Annotated in this window: 17 protein-coding genes and 1 tRNA gene; 9 read left to right on the top strand and 9 right to left on the bottom strand. The window is 64.9% G+C overall.

Annotation, left to right across the window (positions count from 1 at the left end):
- Positions 1-6 precede the first annotated feature (6 nt).
- A complete protein-coding gene (locus tag ACNEOT_RS04635) occupies positions 7-642 on the bottom strand; it encodes an SOUL family heme-binding protein (RefSeq protein ID WP_415972511.1) in 636 nt (211 codons plus the stop codon).
- A gap of 186 nt (positions 643-828) precedes the next feature.
- Between ACNEOT_RS04635 and ACNEOT_RS04630 the strand changes: the two genes are divergently transcribed.
- The gene (locus ACNEOT_RS04630) at positions 829-1,734 is read left to right on the top strand and encodes a sterol desaturase family protein (RefSeq protein ID WP_415972509.1); all 906 of its coding nucleotides are present in this window, start codon (positions 829-831) and stop codon (positions 1,732-1,734) included.
- Here the strand turns inward: ACNEOT_RS04630 and ACNEOT_RS04625 are convergent.
- Positions 1,715-2,404, bottom strand: a complete 690-nt coding sequence (locus ACNEOT_RS04625) for a YceI family protein (RefSeq protein ID WP_415972507.1) — start codon at positions 2,402-2,404, stop codon at positions 1,715-1,717. The two genes, ACNEOT_RS04630 and ACNEOT_RS04625, sit on opposite strands and share 20 nt — an antisense overlap.
- Before the next feature lie 120 nt (positions 2,405-2,524).
- Between ACNEOT_RS04625 and ACNEOT_RS04620 the strand changes: the two genes are divergently transcribed.
- From ACNEOT_RS04620 to ACNEOT_RS04610, 3 genes are read left to right on the top strand one after another with little or no spacing between them, the layout of a single operon-like run.
- Positions 2,525-3,535: a PHP domain-containing protein gene (locus ACNEOT_RS04620; RefSeq protein WP_415972505.1), complete on the top strand. Its 1,011-nt coding sequence runs from the start codon at positions 2,525-2,527 to the stop codon at positions 3,533-3,535.
- Positions 3,532-4,446, top strand: a complete 915-nt coding sequence (locus tag ACNEOT_RS04615) for an alpha/beta hydrolase family protein (protein ID WP_415972503.1) — start codon at positions 3,532-3,534, stop codon at positions 4,444-4,446. Before ACNEOT_RS04620 ends, ACNEOT_RS04615 begins: the two co-directional genes overlap by 4 nt.
- Before the next feature lie 23 nt (positions 4,447-4,469).
- Positions 4,470-4,937: a hypothetical protein gene (locus tag ACNEOT_RS04610; protein WP_415972501.1), complete on the top strand. Its 468-nt coding sequence runs from the start codon at positions 4,470-4,472 to the stop codon at positions 4,935-4,937.
- 430 nt (positions 4,938-5,367) lie between these two features.
- Here ACNEOT_RS04610 and ACNEOT_RS04605 read toward each other — a convergent pair.
- The 4 genes from ACNEOT_RS04605 to ACNEOT_RS04590 all read right to left on the bottom strand — a co-directional run bounded on the left by ACNEOT_RS04605 (position 5,368) and on the right by ACNEOT_RS04590 (position 6,819).
- A tRNA-Ser gene (locus ACNEOT_RS04605) sits at positions 5,368-5,458 on the bottom strand.
- A 58-nt stretch (positions 5,459-5,516) separates the two neighbouring features.
- Positions 5,517-5,714 carry a CsbD family protein gene (locus ACNEOT_RS04600; RefSeq protein ID WP_415972500.1) on the bottom strand — a complete coding sequence of 66 codons (198 nt, stop codon included), beginning with the start codon at positions 5,712-5,714 and terminating at the stop codon, positions 5,517-5,519.
- Positions 5,715-5,820: 106 nt separating this feature from the next.
- A complete protein-coding gene (locus ACNEOT_RS04595; protein WP_415972498.1) occupies positions 5,821-6,270 on the bottom strand; it encodes a nucleoside deaminase in 450 nt (149 codons plus the stop codon).
- A gap of 9 nt (positions 6,271-6,279) precedes the next feature.
- Positions 6,280-6,819, bottom strand: coding sequence for a tRNA adenosine deaminase-associated protein (locus ACNEOT_RS04590; RefSeq protein ID WP_415972496.1), 540 nt, complete (start codon positions 6,817-6,819; stop codon positions 6,280-6,282).
- Positions 6,820-6,882: 63 nt separating this feature from the next.
- Here ACNEOT_RS04590 and ACNEOT_RS04585 point away from each other — a divergent pair, with 63 nt between their 5' ends.
- Complete coding sequence (locus tag ACNEOT_RS04585) at positions 6,883-7,854, top strand: prephenate dehydrogenase (RefSeq protein ID WP_415973651.1); 972 nt, start codon at positions 6,883-6,885, stop codon at positions 7,852-7,854.
- Here the strand turns inward: ACNEOT_RS04585 and ACNEOT_RS04580 are convergent.
- A complete protein-coding gene (locus ACNEOT_RS04580; protein ID WP_415973650.1) occupies positions 7,827-8,342 on the bottom strand; it encodes a putative glycolipid-binding domain-containing protein in 516 nt (171 codons plus the stop codon). The two genes, ACNEOT_RS04585 and ACNEOT_RS04580, sit on opposite strands and share 28 nt — an antisense overlap.
- 188 nt (positions 8,343-8,530) lie before the next feature.
- Here ACNEOT_RS04580 and ACNEOT_RS04575 point away from each other — a divergent pair, with 188 nt between their 5' ends.
- Positions 8,531-8,872 (top strand): hypothetical protein, encoded by a 342-nt coding sequence (locus ACNEOT_RS04575; RefSeq protein WP_415972494.1) that lies wholly within the window; start codon positions 8,531-8,533, stop codon positions 8,870-8,872.
- Here ACNEOT_RS04575 and ACNEOT_RS04570 read toward each other — a convergent pair.
- Positions 8,869-10,692, bottom strand: a complete 1,824-nt coding sequence (locus tag ACNEOT_RS04570) for an ABC transporter ATP-binding protein (protein WP_415972492.1) — start codon at positions 10,690-10,692, stop codon at positions 8,869-8,871. The genes ACNEOT_RS04575 and ACNEOT_RS04570 overlap by 4 nt on opposite strands.
- On the bottom strand, positions 10,685-12,478 hold the full coding sequence (locus tag ACNEOT_RS04565; RefSeq protein ID WP_415972490.1) for an ABC transporter ATP-binding protein: 1,794 nt from the start codon (positions 12,476-12,478) through the stop codon (positions 10,685-10,687). The genes ACNEOT_RS04570 and ACNEOT_RS04565 overlap by 8 nt, the downstream gene beginning before the upstream one ends.
- Before the next feature lie 179 nt (positions 12,479-12,657).
- Between ACNEOT_RS04565 and ACNEOT_RS04560 the strand changes: the two genes are divergently transcribed.
- The 3 genes from ACNEOT_RS04560 to ACNEOT_RS04550 all read left to right on the top strand — a co-directional run bounded on the left by ACNEOT_RS04560 (position 12,658) and on the right by ACNEOT_RS04550 (position 15,318).
- A complete protein-coding gene (locus ACNEOT_RS04560; protein WP_415973649.1) occupies positions 12,658-13,806 on the top strand; it encodes a DNA cytosine methyltransferase in 1,149 nt (382 codons plus the stop codon).
- Positions 13,803-14,219, top strand: a complete 417-nt coding sequence (locus ACNEOT_RS04555; protein ID WP_415972488.1) for a very short patch repair endonuclease — start codon at positions 13,803-13,805, stop codon at positions 14,217-14,219. The genes ACNEOT_RS04560 and ACNEOT_RS04555 overlap by 4 nt, the downstream gene beginning before the upstream one ends.
- 61 nt (positions 14,220-14,280) lie before the next feature.
- A complete protein-coding gene (locus ACNEOT_RS04550; protein ID WP_415972486.1) occupies positions 14,281-15,318 on the top strand; it encodes a hypothetical protein in 1,038 nt (345 codons plus the stop codon).
- Position 15,319 lies beyond the last annotated feature (1 nt).

Here is a 15,319-nt window from a genome sequence, read left to right as displayed (position 1 = left end):
CAACGGTCAGGAACCTTCCGGTACCGCCACGACCACCTCGTTGCGACGGAACGGCGCCAAGGTCCATGGAGGATCGTAGAACCAGGTCATCGGCTCACCCAGCATCTCTATGTCGTGGGCGCGCAGCGCTTCGGTCAGCTTCGCCATCTGCGGTTCGATGTCGCCCCGGCCGCGTCCACCGCTGAAACGCAGCACGGCCACGGTCTCCGCCGGAACAGACGTCAACGTCACGCGGTCGTCGTCGGGCGTGGGCAGCGTGTCGATCGTCCACTTCGACGGCATGAAGAACCGGACGACCCAGCCGTCGCTACCGGGCGTGCTCGACACCGGTGCAGTCATCGCAACCTTCTGCGAGCCTTTCGGCGACTGACTGACGGGAGCGGTCATCGCGACCTTCTGCTTGCCACCGTTTCCGCCGAAAATGTACCGGGCAAGGCGTCGGAAACCCTCCTGGCGCGCCTCCTCCTCATCGGCGTCGACCGTGGTCTGCGCCGCGATTCGCGGCTCGTAACGACGTATTTCCACCGCATCGGTCAGTCGACGGCTCGTGTGCGGCGGTTCTTCGGTGCCGACCCGAATTCCGACGACGCCCAACACGGACTCGCCCACCTGTCCCACTGTGGTCGCAATTTTCTTCAACAAGTCCGACTCCACTCTCTCGGCTATCGGGTGCGCCACTTCCACGGTACGAGCCGCGGTCCTGGAATCAAGTTCGGATCGGGGCGGAGGTCGAGGCGCGGCATTCGACTCCATCGCGGACGTACCATCTCGTTCTCGATCCCGAAGAAGCGTTACACTCGATCTCTAATTGTCACGCTGGGAGGGTCTATGACCGAGTGGATCGGTTCGGCATGGAACGCACTGCCCGAACCCCTGCGCGATCCCGTGGCGCTGGCCATTCCCGCATTCGCGCTGTTGCTGACGATCGAGTGGATCGCCGCCGCCAAGCTGGAGGACGGGCACCGCGGTAGCTACTCCGCCAAGGATGCGCGGGCCAGTATGAGCATGGGCCTGGTGTCCATCGCGACCACCACGGCGTGGAAGTCCTTGGCCCTGATCGGTTACACGGCCGTCTACGCCTACATTGCGCCGTGGCATCTTCCTGCCGACGCCTGGTACACGTGGGTGATTCTGATCCTGGGCATCGACGTGCTGTTCTACGGCTATCACCGCATCGCGCATCGAACCCGACTGATCTGGGCAACGCATCAGGCTCATCATTCGAGCGAGTACTTCAACTTCGCGGCGGCCCTACGGCAGAAATGGAACAACAGCGGCGAGGTCATCATGTGGCTGCCACTCCCCCTGCTGGGCATGCCGCCGTGGATGGTGTTCGTCGGCTTCTCGATCAACCTCGTCTATCAATTCTGGGTGCACACCGAGCGCATCGACCGCCTGCCGCGCCCGTTCGAGTTCGTCTTCAACACGCCCTCGCATCATCGCGTCCATCACGGCCGCGATCCGCAGTACCTCGACAAGAACTACGGCGGCATCCTCATCATCTGGGATCGCCTGTTCGGCAGCTACGCCGAGGAAGTCGAACGTCCGCACTACGGCCTGACCAAACCCGTGGACACCTTCAACATCTGGACCCTCCAGACACACGAATACCGCAACATCGCTCGGGATGTTGCGGCATCGCGGTCGTGGAAGGAACGCGTCGGATACCTCGTAGGACCGCCGGGATGGACGCCTGCGGCCCCGCGAGGACGCGCTACTGCCGACTCAGATTGATCAGGAAGTCGACTGTTCCCGAGTCCTCCACGGTGACGAAGCCCAGCGACGGCGGTTCGATTCCGTAGTCGGCCCACGTCGTAGGAACTGCGCCCGACGCGATGAGCGTGTCACCGGACTGCAGCACCTCCATCTGCACCGAGACCGGACGCGTCTGATCCTTGAGCGTCAAAGTGCCCTCGGCAGTGACGGTTTCGGTGGTGCCGTCCTTGGGCAACGAGGACAGGTCGATCGGCGAGTCGATCGTGAACGTCGCCGTCGGATACGTTGCGGTGTCGAAGATGTTGCCGCGGAACTGTCCGTCCCGCCGATCGCTGTCGGTGGTGATCGAATTGGTCTGCACCACAACCTCACCGGCCGTGAGCGAGTTGTCGGCGATGGTGACGGTGCCGCCCACCTCGGCCGTCGACCCGACGACGGTCACGTCGGAACCGTTGAGAACCTCGTCGACGGTGTAACCCGCTGCGGTCTTGTTCGACGCGTCGCCGGGGGTCACCGTCCAGGTTCCGTTCAAATCTTCGGTCGTTGCAGCCTGAGCGTCGGACGTCGAAACCGTCGCGGCCGGGGCGTCATCTTCCTGCAACGATGCATAGATCTTGGGGCCGAAGTACAGCCCGAGCGCCACTACGGCGACGACAACTACTCCTACGATCCACCATTTCTTGGTCATGACTGCCGATGATAGTTGCAGCTTCAAGCCGATGGGGAGTGAGCGAGCTGGTAAATCGCTGAGAGTTTTGTCCGTTTGCCCTGTGAACAAGTGTCGGTGTCACCGGGCACAATGAAGCGTATGGATCCGGTGGACGCACTTCGTGAGATCGGCTTCTGGCTCGAACGCTCGCGCTCGGACACCCACCGCGTCAAGGCATACCGTCGGGCAGCCGACGTGGTCGAATCTCTCACGCCTGCACAACGCTCCGAGCACGAGAAGGCAGACAGCTGGTCCTCACTGGCCGGTATCGGTGCCAAGACCTCGCTCATCATTCGTCAAGCGCTGACTCAGGACGTTCCCGACTACCTGCTCGAGCAGCGCAACGCGGCCGAACCCATCGGCAACAACCAGCTGCGCGCGGCATTGCAGGGCGACCTCCACACCCATTCCAACTGGTCCGACGGCGGCAGCCCCATCGAGGAGATGATGCGCACCGCCGCGAGGCTCGGTCACCGATATTGCGCCCTGACAGACCATTCGCCGCGGCTCAAGGTCGCCAACGGCCTCACGGCCGAGCGCCTGCGCACGCAGCTCGACGTCATTGCCGAATTGAACGAGCGGCTCGCACCGTTCCGCATCCTCACCGGAATCGAAGTCGACATCCTCGACGACGGATCTCTCGACCAGGACGAGGGCCTGCTCGCCGAGCTCGACGTAGTGGTGGCGAGCGTGCATTCCAATCTGCGCGCCGACTCCAAGACCATGACCAAACGCATGGTGACCGCCATCGCCAACCCGCATGTCGACGTCCTCGGCCACTGCACCGGCCGACTCGTCGAGGGTGGACGCGGCACCCGGCCCGAATCGACGTTCGATGCACCGGTGGTGTTCGAGGGCTGCCGCCAGTTCGGCACCGCCGTGGAGATCAACGCCCGGCCCGAGCGGCAGGATCCCCCGGAGCGCCTGATCGACATCGCGCTCGAACGCGACTGCCTGTTCTCCATCGACACCGACGCACACGCGCCCGGCCAGCTCGACTGGCAGGGCTACGGCGCCGTCCGCGCCGAAGCGCGCGGCGTGCCCGCCGAGCGTGTGATCAACACCTGGCCGCTCGCCGAACTGCTCGATTGGACGGCTCGGAGCGCGTGAATCGTCGTCACTTCCTCTCCGGGCTGCTGACGGTCACATTGGTCGGCTGCAGTGGTGCCGACACCGATTCCTCACCGAGTACCGCCGAGACGTATTCGGCTGCGGTACAACCGGTATCGGGCCCGGCCGGGGATCCCATCCGGCTGAAGTACGGGTACCAACCGGACAACATCGGCGACCTGTATCTGCCCGACAACACCGCCGACTCGCTCCCGGTGGTGGTGATGATTCACGGCGGCGGCTGGCAGCAAGACCTCGACCTGTCGTACTTCCAACAGATGTCGACGGCCATCGCCGATCAGGGCATCGCCGTGTGGAACGTCGAATACCGTCGCGGACCGAACAATTGGGCCAACACCCTCTCCGACGTCGACGACGCCACCGAGGCGCTGGCAACCGTCGTACAGAATGCAGCCGACGGAAGGCTCGACCTCGACCGCGTCCACGTCGCCGGTCATTCGGCCGGCGGCCAACTCGCCGCATGGGTGGCGGCCCGACACCTCATGCCCGTCGACGCACCAGGAGCGGAACCGCGAATCCGTCCGCGCAGCGCCACCATCATGGCCGGCGTTTTCGACATGAAGCGAGCGGCCGACATCGGTGGAGACAAATTCGTGCCCGCATTCCTGGGCGGCATGCCCAACGAGGTGCCAGGGCGGTACGAGATCGCCTCTCCCATCGAGTACCTTCCCCTCGACATTCCGCTGACCGCGCTGCACGGTGATGCCGATCGAACCGTCTCGGTGAACCAGAGCCGCGTCTACGTCGACGCAGCGAAGAAGGCAGGCAGTACCGATCCCGAACTCGTCGTGCTGCCAGGAGCCGGACACGGTGCGTTTCTCGACCCGAAAGATCTCGCCTGGTCGACGGCCCTGAGCACCATCACCGGACGGGCGCAGACCCTGCTCTGAGCCGCAGGTGATACACATTTGCGATGAACCGAAGAATCGCGACCGGATTGCTCGGGCTGATCGTGGCCATCTCGGTGGCGGGATGCAGCGACGAGCCGTCTACCGAGGCGGCGTCCACGACAGCTGCCGCAACCACCACGATTTCGGCTACGACGACGATGCCTGCCACAACGACGGTCGATGCCCCCGCACCTGCGCCCGCTCCCGTGCCCGCCGACCCTTACGTTGCCGAGGCACCGCCCGCCGCTGATCCCGCTGCTCCGAGCGAGGCGACCTCCGGCGTCACCGGTGAAGACCTCTACCAGCAGACCTGCACCCAGTTTCTGCCGTCCATCGATGCGCTGGAGCAAACCGGAATATCCGATCGCGCCAAGTCCGTCGAGGGTCTGCGCACCGAAATGACCACCGCCTCCAGCTGGAACACCGTGCCGCCTGCTGATCAGGGCGAAATTCTGCGTGGACTCGACGCTGCGGGTGCGGGGCAGTGCTGAGCTTCTGAGTCTCTCCGCACTCGTTCGGGTGCCCGGGCTCGGTGATCCCGCAAACGCGCGCGCGTTTGCCACACGCGCGCAGAATAGACCCGCGATCGGTGGCGAATCCGGACGCGTCTGACGAATGCGCGCGCGTTTGCGATAGCTCCTGGGCCGAGGAGCACGGCAACCCCGAACTTGACGCCCGTCGACCCGCGCACTCCTGCCCGCGCCCACTTCCGCCCGGTCACCCCGCCCGATGGTTCCGCCCACTGATCCCGCCCACTGATCCCGCCCGGTGATCCCGCAAACGCGCGCGCGTTTGCCAGGTGCGCGCGGAGTAGTGCCCGGATCGGTGGCGAATTCGGACGCGTCTGACGAATGCGCGCGCGTTTGCGAAGACCCCGGGCCCACAAAAAACTCCCCACCTGCGTGAACAGGTGGGGAGTTGTGGCGGTGGCGGAGGGATTTGAACCCTCGGACGGGGATTACCCGTCACACGCTTTCGAGGCGTGCTCCTTAGGCCGCTCGGACACGCCACCGCAGAAGACTGTACCGGAATGACGGCCTGAGGCTAAATCGCCTGCTCAGCGCGTAAAACTAGTGCCCGGTGAGCTTGTCCTTGATGTTCGAGGCTGCGTCCTTGACCTTCTCGACGCCGTCCTTGATTGCGGCCGAGGCCTGGTCGCCCTTGCCTTCTGCTTCGAGGTCCTTGTTTCCGGTGACCGAACCTGCGGCTTCCTTGGCCTTGCCGCCGAGGTCTTCGGTCTTGTTCGAGATCTTGTCGTCGAGTCCCATAGCTGTCTCCTTCGCAGAGGTTGGAGCGCGTCTTTGCACCCCGTCCTCCACACTCCCGAAAACGCAGTGACCCGGCTACCTCACCCCTCACCTCGAAACGCGATCGTTATCTTTGGCGAGCGAAGAACCGAGTCAGCACCTCGGCGCATTCGGCCTCCAGCACACCGCCGCGCACCTGAGGCCGGTGTGTCAGACGTCGGTCTCGCACCACGTCCCAGAGCGAGCCGACGGCACCGGTCTTCGGTTCCCAGGCACCGAACACCACAGCTCCGACGCGGGCCAGGACCAGCGCTCCGGCGCACATCGTGCAGGGTTCCAACGTGACAGCCAGCGTGCAGTCCTCTAGCCGCCAGCCATCGCCGTGCACGGCGGCTGCTCGACGCAACGCGATCACTTCCGCATGTGCGGTGGGGTCGCCCGACGCCTCCCGTGCATTGCACCCCCGGGCGATCTCACGTCCTGAGGCGTCGAACACGACGGCTCCGACGGGGACGTCGGCGTCCGATGCTTCAGCGGCAGCCGACAGGGCTGCTCGGATCATGTCCGCGTCGGACATCGGCATCGGTTACCGCCGCAGCTTGTCCACTGCTGCGGCGAACTCGCTGTCGAAGCCCAGGCGTTCGGCGATGGACTGGAGCTGCTCGTCGGGGTAGTCGTCGGTCTCGGCGACGATGATGCCCAGCACTGCCTCGGGGAGGCCGAGGTCGGCGAGCAGTGCGAGGTCGCCTTCTTCGTAGGGTTCGATGTCGTCGAGTTCGTCGGGGTCGACGTCGGGAATCTCGATGTTGAGCGCATCGAGGACGTCCGCGGCGATGTCGTAGTCCACTGCGGCAACCGCGTCGGACAGCAGCAGACGAGTGCCGTTCGGTGCCGGACGCAGGATGACGAAGAATTCCTCGTCGACGTCGAGCAGTCCGAACACCGCTCCCGAGCTTCGCAGTTCACGCAGTTCGGTCTCTGCCGCCGACAGGCTGGTCAGTGCGTCGTCGGACAGCGGCGTCACGGTCCACTTGCCGTCCTCTCGGACAACTGCAACGCCGAATCCCTCTAGGTCGTCGTACTCCGATGCGGATGCGCGGTTGTTGTTCGCGCGCTGTGCGGCCATGCGCGCAACGGTAGTCCGGTATGGGCCTGTATTCGAAGTCCACCTCCCGTCGACGCCACCTACCTGTGCCAATCTGATCGGGTGACTTCTTCTTCGGTGTGCGTTCTGGGTCTCGGACTGATCGGCGGGTCGATCCTGCGCGCGGCGCACGACGGCGGCCGTCAGGTGTGGGGATGGAACCGATCGGCCGACGCGATCGCCGGGGCGGTGGCCGATGGGTATGACGTGGGCACCGACCTGACAGCTGCGCTGACCAGGGCGGCAGCGCAAGACGCGTTGATCGTCATCGCGGTTCCGATGCCTGCTGTCGACTCCGTTCTGGCGGCAATCGCCGAGCATGCACCCGCAGCTCCCATCACCGATGTCGTCAGCGTCAAAGCCGAGGTTGCCACCGCCGTGGCCGCCCGCGGACTACAGGCCCGCTATGTCGGCGGCCATCCGATGGCCGGCACCAACCAGTCGGGCTGGTCTGCCACCGATCCGACCCTCTTCACCGACGCGGTGTGGGTGGTGGCAACGGACCCCGGTGTCGACGCCGACGTGTGGGTCAGGGTCGCCCAGCTCGCCCTTGACTGCGGTTCGGTGGTGGTGCCGGCCGAGAGCGTCGAGCACGATCGCGCCGTCGCCCGCATTTCCCACCTACCGCATCTGCTGGCCGAGGCCCTGGCAATCGTGGGAGCGACAGGCGGACCACTGGCGTTGGGACTGGCGGCGGGTTCGTTTCGCGACGGGACGCGGGTGGCGTCGTCGTCGCCGAATCTCGTCCGGGCAATGACCGAGGGAAACGCCACCGCTCTGCGAACCGCGCTGGACGAGGCACTGACCGCACTGACAGCCGCACGCGAGGAACTGGACGAAAATTCCACGAAAACGCTGGTCGACGCCGGACATGCAGCGCGCCTGCAGTACGAGCAGCACCAGCGCTTCGAGATCGACGACGTCACCCCCGGCGAGCCGGGATGGCGCGTAAAACTGCAGGACGCGGGTCGGCGCGGTGGCGTCGTGCGTCAGATCCGTTCGGCCAGTCCCGGGTAGTCGAGGACGAAGCCGTCGGCATCGACCGTGACCGACGACGTCGACACCGGCGAAATGACGTGGATGCCCTCGGAACCGCTGCTGTAGGTCAGCGTGGCCGCTTGGATGCTGAGATCGAGCAGGTTGACGTACACAGTCGGCACCTCGAGGTCCTGCACCTGGGTGTGCAGACCGAATCGACGGATCGGCAGAGTGTTGAAGAACGGGCTGAGCACCATGTCGACGTCGAGTGCGCCGCTGTAGGTCGAACGCTGGTGGCTGGCACTGTTCTCCACCATCCAGTAGCCCTCGTCGTCGCGGCTCACGGACGCCTGCCGATCACCGGAAGCGAGCGAGGTCCGCACCGAGAGGCGCTTGGTGACGCCGTATTCATCGGTCACCAGGTCGTAGGACGCACTGAAGGCGGGATGATCGCTGCACGCAGCACCGATGATGCGGCCGGCAGCCTTGATGCGATTGCCCGAGAGCTGCACGCGCACGGATTCCATGCGCGGAACATCGTGTGCTCGCCACGTCAGGATCGAGGGCCAGGTTTTCGCGTCGGTGGAGCCGGTCGCGGGGACGGAGGCATGCTCTGCACCCGATGCTTGAGTGATCACCCGCCTACGGTATGCGACGAAGCCCCCCGAAGAACAAGCGGACGCAACTTTTACCGCCCATTACTAAGGTGATCCCCGTGACGACAGAGAACGCAGGCGGCGGGCAGTTCGATTTCGCGCACTCCGAGCAGGCAGCGAAGAGCCGACAGGACAAGGCGAAAGCTCTGGCGCGCTACGTGTGGGATCGCGGCATCACCGGTGCCGAATTGCTCGATCTCACCGACGCCGTCCGCAGGAAGCTGGCTCGTGCCGCCGACCTGCACCCGCCGAGCACGATGGAGACGTGGACCATCGTGGCCGAGTTGCTCGACCGAAAATCTGCCTGGGCAGCCGAGCACCCCGACCACGACGGTGCGACGCCCCAGCACGCCGACGAGAAGATTATGTGGGTCAAACCGCCCATCACGCCCTGGAATTAGACGAGCGAGTCCTCCCACGCCTCGTGCAGGTGTGCAAACCGTCCCTCTCCCGCAATGAGGTCCTCGGGGGTTCCGTCTTCGACGATGTCGCCGTCGGACATGACGAGCACCCGATCTGCGATGGCCACCGTCGAGAGACGGTGCGCGATGATGAGCGCCGTACGTCCCTGCAGGATGGTCTCGAGTGCACGCTGAACGAGCCGCTCACTGGGGATGTCCAGACTCGACGTCGCCTCGTCCAGCACGATCACCGACGGCTCGGCGAGGAACACCCGCGCGAAGGCCACCAATTGCCTTTGGCCCGAGGACAATCGACCACCACGCTTGCGCACGTCGGTGTCGATTCCCTCCGGTAGCGACGCGATGAACTCCGTCAGTCCCACCGCCTCCGCGGCTGCCCGCACCTCGGCATCGGTCGCGTCGGGGCGTCCGAGTCGGATGTTGTCTGCCACCGATCCGGAGAACAGGAACGACTCCTGCGTCACCATGACGACGTTGCGGCGCAGGTCCTCGTCGCTGATCTCCCGCATGTCGACGCCGTCGAGTCGTACAGCTCCGGCCGTCGGATCGTAGAAGCGCGCCAACAGCTTTGCCAGTGTCGACTTGCCTGCCCCGGTCGCTCCGACCATCGCGACCACCTGCCCCGCAGGCACGTGCAGCGAGAATTCCGGCAGCACGACGCGTTCGGGGCCGTAGGAGAAGTGCACGTCGTCGAACGTGATGTCGCCCTTGGCCGTTCCGATCTTCACCGGGTTCGTCGCCGCCGTCACCGATGGCTCCTCCTCGAGCACACCGGAAATCTTCTCCAGCGCAGCCGCTGCGGACTGGTAGGCGTTGAACACCATCGCCAGCTCGTCGAGCGGCCCGTAGAACCGACGCAGATACAGTACGTAGGCCGCGAGTACACCGATGTCCATGTGGCCGTTGATCACTCCCCAGCTACCGAACACCAGGATGATCGCGAGCGTGACGTTGCCGATCCACCGCACGATGCCGGTGTAGCTCGCCATGCCGCGCAGCGCTGCGGTGGTGGCGTCGCGATACTCCGAATCCTCGGTGCTCAGAATGGCGTCGTTGCGGCCCTCGCGTCGGAACACCTGCACGGCACGGATGCCGCCCATCGACTCCACGAAATGGACCACGACGCGCGCAATCGCGACCCGTGTTCGACGGTATCCCTGGCGTTGTCGCCGCTGCGACCACCGGGTGACGAGCACCAGCGGGACGAAGCCGGCCAGCACGATAATCGCCATCGGAACGTCGAGGTACACCAGGATGATCGCGATCGACACCATCGACAGGATGGCCGTCAGCGCATCGTTGAGTGCGCTCTCGAGCAGGGTCTGCAGCGATTCGACATCGCTGGTCAGTCGTGAGATCAACCGCCCCGAGGTGTATTTCTCGTGGAACGACAGACTCAGTTTCTGGGCATGGTCGAACACCCGTCCGCGGAGGTCGTACAGGATGTTCTGGCTCAGCCGACCGGAGACGGTGAGGAACGCATAGGTGGTGATCATCCCGAGCAGACCGAAGCCGGTGTAGCCGCCCACCGCCCACAGCAGCGGACCCCAATCACCCTGTCCCGCAGCGCCGACGCCGTTGTCCAGGGCGTAGGCGATGAACAACGGACCCGCCACGTAGGTGATGTTGTCGACCAGAATGATCAGAAAAGACAGCAGGGCCTGCTTCTTGTACGGCCGTACCAGCGAGACGAGCAACCGACGAGAACGCCCGGCCAACACCAGGTTTCCGGTGGCGTCGACCTCCGATTCCTCGCCGCCGACGCCGCGCCAATCTGCAGCTGCGGTCTGCTCAGCCATGAACCGATCCCATCACCTCGCGGTACCGCGGCGATGACGCCAGCAGTCCCTCGTGCGTTCCCTGTTCCACAATTCTTCCGTTCTCGAGATACAGCACGCGGTCGGCCAACGCAGCGGTCGACGGCCGGTGCGCCACCAGCACTGTCGTCGAGTGCGCCAACACACGCCGCAGTTCCTTCTGCACTTTTGCCTCGGTGTCCACGTCGAGTGCAGAGAGTGGATCGTCGAGCACCAGCACCCGCGGCTTGCCCAGCACCGCCCGTGCCAGAGCGAGCCGCTGCCGTTGCCCGCCGGACAAACTCATCCCCTGCTCACCGATTCGGGTGGCCAGACCCCACGGCAACTGCTCGACGAAATCCGTTGCGTGCGCGATCTCCAACGCCTCGGCGATCTCGGCATCGGACGCGCCGGGCGAACCGAGCGCGATGTTCTCGCGCGCACTGGCCGAGAACAGCACCGGATCCTCGAACGCCACCGAGACGATCGAGCGCAGATCCGCCAACCGCATCGAGGCCACGTCGATACCGTCGATGGTGATGGAGCCCTCGGTGGCGTCGAACAGACGGGGTACGAGGTTCGTCAGCGCGGTCTTTCCGCTACCGGTGTTGCCGACGAGCGCGACCGTCTCCCCCGGCTCGATCACGAAGCTGACGCCGGTCAGAAGCGGCGAGGACGCGTCGGGAAAGGTGAATCCGACGCGATCGAATTGCACTCGGCCACGGATTTTTTCGGGCAATTCGACGGGATCGTCCGGGTCGGTCACGGTTTCAGGAGTATCCATGATCTCCCAGTACCGGTCCGCTGCCGTGCGTGCGTTGTTCAGCTCTGCCAGTAGGTAACCGAAGGATTCGATCGGCCACAACAGAAAGGTGACGATGGCGATGGCCGCGACGAGCGTGCCGACCGTCATGGTGCCCTGCACGATCGAGTACGTACCCACCGCCAGGATCGCGCCGATGGTGATCGGCTGCAATCCGACGATCACCGCCCAGATGATCGCGAGATAGCGCACCTTCTTCAGCTCGGTGCCGCGCAACGTGCGGGCCTGACGCAGAAACTGCTTGCCCAAGTGCGCACTTCGGCCGAACGCTTTCAGCACACGGATGCCCTGGATGGATTCCTCGACCGTCGTCGTGACGTCGCCCGCCTGATCCTGAGCATCGCGGGCCACGACGCGATACAGCGTCTCGAACCTGGTACACGCGATCACCAGCGGGATCGACGTCACCAGCATGATCAGCCCCAATTGCCAGGACTGCACCAGCAATACACCGATACCCACGACGAGTGTGACGGCGTTGATGATGATGAACGGTCCGATGAAGGCCATGAACCGTCGCAGCGAACCGAGGTCTGCAATGGCCCGCGAGAGCAGCTGACCCGATTCCCAGCTCTCGTGAGCCGAGACCGACAATCGCTGCAACTTGTCGAATACCGTTGCGCGCGCCGATATCTCGAATTGACTCGACGGACGGGAGACCAGGTAGCGCCGAACCCAGATTCCGAGCGCATCGACGGTGCCGAGCAACAGGACGAATGCCGCGGGCCACCACACTGCAGAGAAATCGCGGTCGGTGATGGGGCCGTCGATGACGCGTTGCATCACCAGCGGAATCACCAGGCCGGTCATGGTGGCGATCAGCGAGACCACGATCGAGGCGATGTAGAACCACTTGTACGGCAGCAGAAACGGCGCGAAACGACGCAGTGAGCTGGGCGCCTTCGGAGCGTCCGGATATGACTGATCGAGGGTTCGGGTTTCGGGATCGAGCACACCCGTAGACACAGGTTCTTCTCCTTATTGCTGTGTTCGCATGGTTTCACCACACAGCCGCTGATTCCAACCGATTTTTCGGCCCTCGCATTCCAGTGTGAAAGCTCGAGCCTGGTCGAGGTCAAGCGCACCGACTCTCGAGTAACGTAGGACCGTCGGGCGAGAGAAGGGCACACGTGAGCGCACGGTCGATGGTCGGGTTGTTCGCGGGGATCGGTGGTCTCGAGCTGGGGTTGGCCGACGCGGGGTGGACGACGCAGTTGCTGTGCGAAATCGACCCGGGAGCCCAGGCCGTCCTGCGAGCGCGGATGCCCGAGACACCCCTGCACACCGACGTCACCACCCTCCGAAGCCTCCCCGCCGACACCGAACTCGTCGCAGCCGGCTTCCCGTGTCAGGACCTCTCCCAGGCCGGACGTACCGCGGGCATCACCGGTGCCCGTTCCGGTTTGGTGGATGAGGTGTTTCGGCTGGTCTCGCGTCGACGTGGTCCGCGATGGCTGCTGATGGAGAACGTGCCGTTCATGCTGCAGCTCGGACGCGGGGCCGCCATGCGCCACATCACCGACGCACTCGAAGACCTCGGCTACATGTGGGCCTACCGCGTCGTCGACGCCCGGGCGTTCGGTTTACCGCAGCGTCGCCAGCGTGTGGTGATGCTGGCCTCGCGCACCGACGATCCGCGGGAGGTGCTGTTCTCGCAGGATGCAGGCCCGTTGCCCGACGGCGACCCGACCACGCAGCCGTGCGGCTTCTACTGGACCGAGGGCATTCGCGGTCTGGGCTGGGCGGTCAATGCTGTCCCGACGCTCAAGGGCGGATCCTCCCTCGGCATCGCCAGTCCCCCGGCCGTTCGCCTACCGTCCGGGGAGATCGTCACTCCCGGCATCATCGGTGCTGAGCGTCTGCAGGGCTTCGATCCGGAGTGGACGTTGCCGTCCGTGCAGCAAGCCGGCGTTCGCAGCGGTCACAGGTGGAAGCTCGTCGGCAATGCCGTCAGTGTGCGGATGGCGGCGTGGGCAGCGAGCGCGCTCGACGATCCCCGGCCGTACGACGCCTCGAACGATGTAGCTCTGTTGCCTGGTCAAGCCTGGCCGACCGCCGCGTGGGGGCGCGATCGCAGTAGCTACCGTGTTGCCGTCTCGACCATGCCGGTGCACGAGCCTTACGAGGACCTGATCAATTTCCTGGACGACTCGAAGCTGCTCTCGGCGCGGGCGACGGCCGGATTCCTCAAGCGCGCCCGAGCCGGCAACTTGCGGTTCGCACCAGGCTTTCTCGACGACCTCGACGCGCACCTCGAGCGCATGGGCGGGTACGCCGAGCGAGTTCCGGTGTGAGCGCAGACCGGCCCGGCACCGACGCCAAGACCAGTGCGCGACTGAGCAAGCAGAAACGACGCGACACCAAGCCAGAAGTGGCGCTGAGGCGGGCACTGCACCGTCGGGGCCTGCGATATTTCGTCGATCGCGCACCGTTGAAGGGCATGAGGCGTCGGGCAGATCTGGTCTTCCCCAGGCGCAAGGTCGCGGTCTACGTCGACGGCTGCTTCTGGCACAGTTGCCCGGTGCACGCGACCAAACCCCGCAACAACGCACAGTGGTGGGCCGACAAGCTGGCCGCGAACGTCGCCCGCGATCGCGACACGGACGAGAAGCTTCTCGAGCAGGGCTGGCGCGTGGTCCGCATCTGGGAACACGAGGACCCCACCGTCGCCGCCGACCGCGTCGAGAACGAACTTTCGGCGGAGTGAAACCTCCGGCACTCCCCGCGCGTCCAACCCCATGATCGGTTGATTCGAGTACGGGGGACGAATGACGCTGCGTAGAAATTGGCTGCTTGCTGCAACGGCGCTGGCACTGACGGTATCGACGAGTGGCTGCGCGGCGGTGGTGCTCGGCAACGCATCCCCCGCATCGCAGAACCGGTACGGGTTCGAGATGTCCGAGGTGGATCAGTACTTGTCGGAGTCGGCGGCCTTTGTCCGCAGCCTCGATCCTTGCGGGTTTCTCACCGAGGACGACCTTGCCGCCTTGGGCACTCTGGTTCAGTTGCGACCGGACGGTGAGTTGAGTCAGTGCACAGCCGAGCTGGCCACTGGGCGATCGAGCGCCCCCGACTCCGTCACGATCGATCTGGACAGCTATCAGCCGTTGGCCGAGGACTCCGACGTCGAGCAGGTCACGATCGGTGGCGTGCAGGTGTACGTCAACGATTCGTCAGGCGATCTGTGCCGCATCACGTTTCCGCTGCGTGAGAAGTTCGACGGTGCCATCGAAGGGCCGATGGAAAGCTTCCATACCGAGTCGGGCCGCAGCTACGCCATGATCGACGTGTATCGCGCCGACGGCGACGCGTGCACCGCTGCGAAATCCGTCGCCGAGACCGCACTGCGACTACTGGACGATCCACCTCTGCGAGCCGGTTCGAAGTACGACCTCCCACTCGCCGCGAAAGATCCGTGCGCCGTGCTGGGGCGCTTGCCCGAAACGTGGACGGTGGACCGGTGGAGTCCTGCAGCAGATCCGTACCGCTGCAACTTCACCGTGTCCTCGGCCGCGTTCGAGGACAACTTCGCCATGCTCGACGTCGCGCTGACCTACGTCGACGGCGACGTGGATTCGACAGACCGCGAGACCGTCCGACAAGGCGGTTATTCCGTCGAGACACGCGACCTGGATTCGTCGTGCCTCGCGGACATCGTGGTGGGCAACCCTGTGCTCGGCATGCCCGAGAAGGACGACTCTGCTGCACGCTACGCACGCACGGTTCCCACGGTGTCCGCCATGATGGACGACTGCGACTCCGCGGCCGCACTGGCGGTGGCAGCTGCCGACGTACTGACTGGCTAGC

The organism is Rhodococcus sp. 077-4, assembly GCF_047782425.1.
Classification (GTDB): Bacteria; Actinomycetota; Actinomycetes; order Mycobacteriales; family Mycobacteriaceae; genus Rhodococcoides.
The sequence above is the reverse complement of the archived record's forward strand: the minus strand, read 5'-3'. Positions and strand labels throughout refer to the sequence as shown.

What these genes read in the sequence shown, in the direction of transcription:
- ACNEOT_RS04610 (WP_415972501.1), top strand. Translation starts at nt 4,470, where the DNA reads ATGAACCGAAGAATCGCGACCGGATTGCTCGGGCTGATCGTGGCCATC.
- ACNEOT_RS04580 (WP_415973650.1), bottom strand. Translation starts at nt 8,342, where the DNA reads ATGGAATCCGTGCGCGTGCAGCTCTCGGGCAATCGCATCAAGGCTGCC.
- ACNEOT_RS04590 (WP_415972496.1), bottom strand. Translation starts at nt 6,819, where the DNA reads ATGGCCGCACAGCGCGCGAACAACAACCGCGCATCCGCATCGGAGTAC.
- ACNEOT_RS04595 (WP_415972498.1), bottom strand. Translation starts at nt 6,270, where the DNA reads ATGTCCGACGCGGACATGATCCGAGCAGCCCTGTCGGCTGCCGCTGAA.
- ACNEOT_RS04550 (WP_415972486.1), top strand. Translation starts at nt 14,281, where the DNA reads ATGACGCTGCGTAGAAATTGGCTGCTTGCTGCAACGGCGCTGGCACTG.
- ACNEOT_RS04620 (WP_415972505.1), top strand. Translation starts at nt 2,525, where the DNA reads ATGGATCCGGTGGACGCACTTCGTGAGATCGGCTTCTGGCTCGAACGC.
- ACNEOT_RS04560 (WP_415973649.1), top strand. Translation starts at nt 12,658, where the DNA reads ATGGTCGGGTTGTTCGCGGGGATCGGTGGTCTCGAGCTGGGGTTGGCC.
- ACNEOT_RS04600 (WP_415972500.1), bottom strand. Translation starts at nt 5,714, where the DNA reads ATGGGACTCGACGACAAGATCTCGAACAAGACCGAAGACCTCGGCGGC.
- ACNEOT_RS04570 (WP_415972492.1), bottom strand. Translation starts at nt 10,692, where the DNA reads ATGGCTGAGCAGACCGCAGCTGCAGATTGGCGCGGCGTCGGCGGCGAG.
- ACNEOT_RS04625 (WP_415972507.1), bottom strand. Translation starts at nt 2,404, where the DNA reads ATGACCAAGAAATGGTGGATCGTAGGAGTAGTTGTCGTCGCCGTAGTG.
- ACNEOT_RS04630 (WP_415972509.1), top strand. Translation starts at nt 829, where the DNA reads ATGACCGAGTGGATCGGTTCGGCATGGAACGCACTGCCCGAACCCCTG.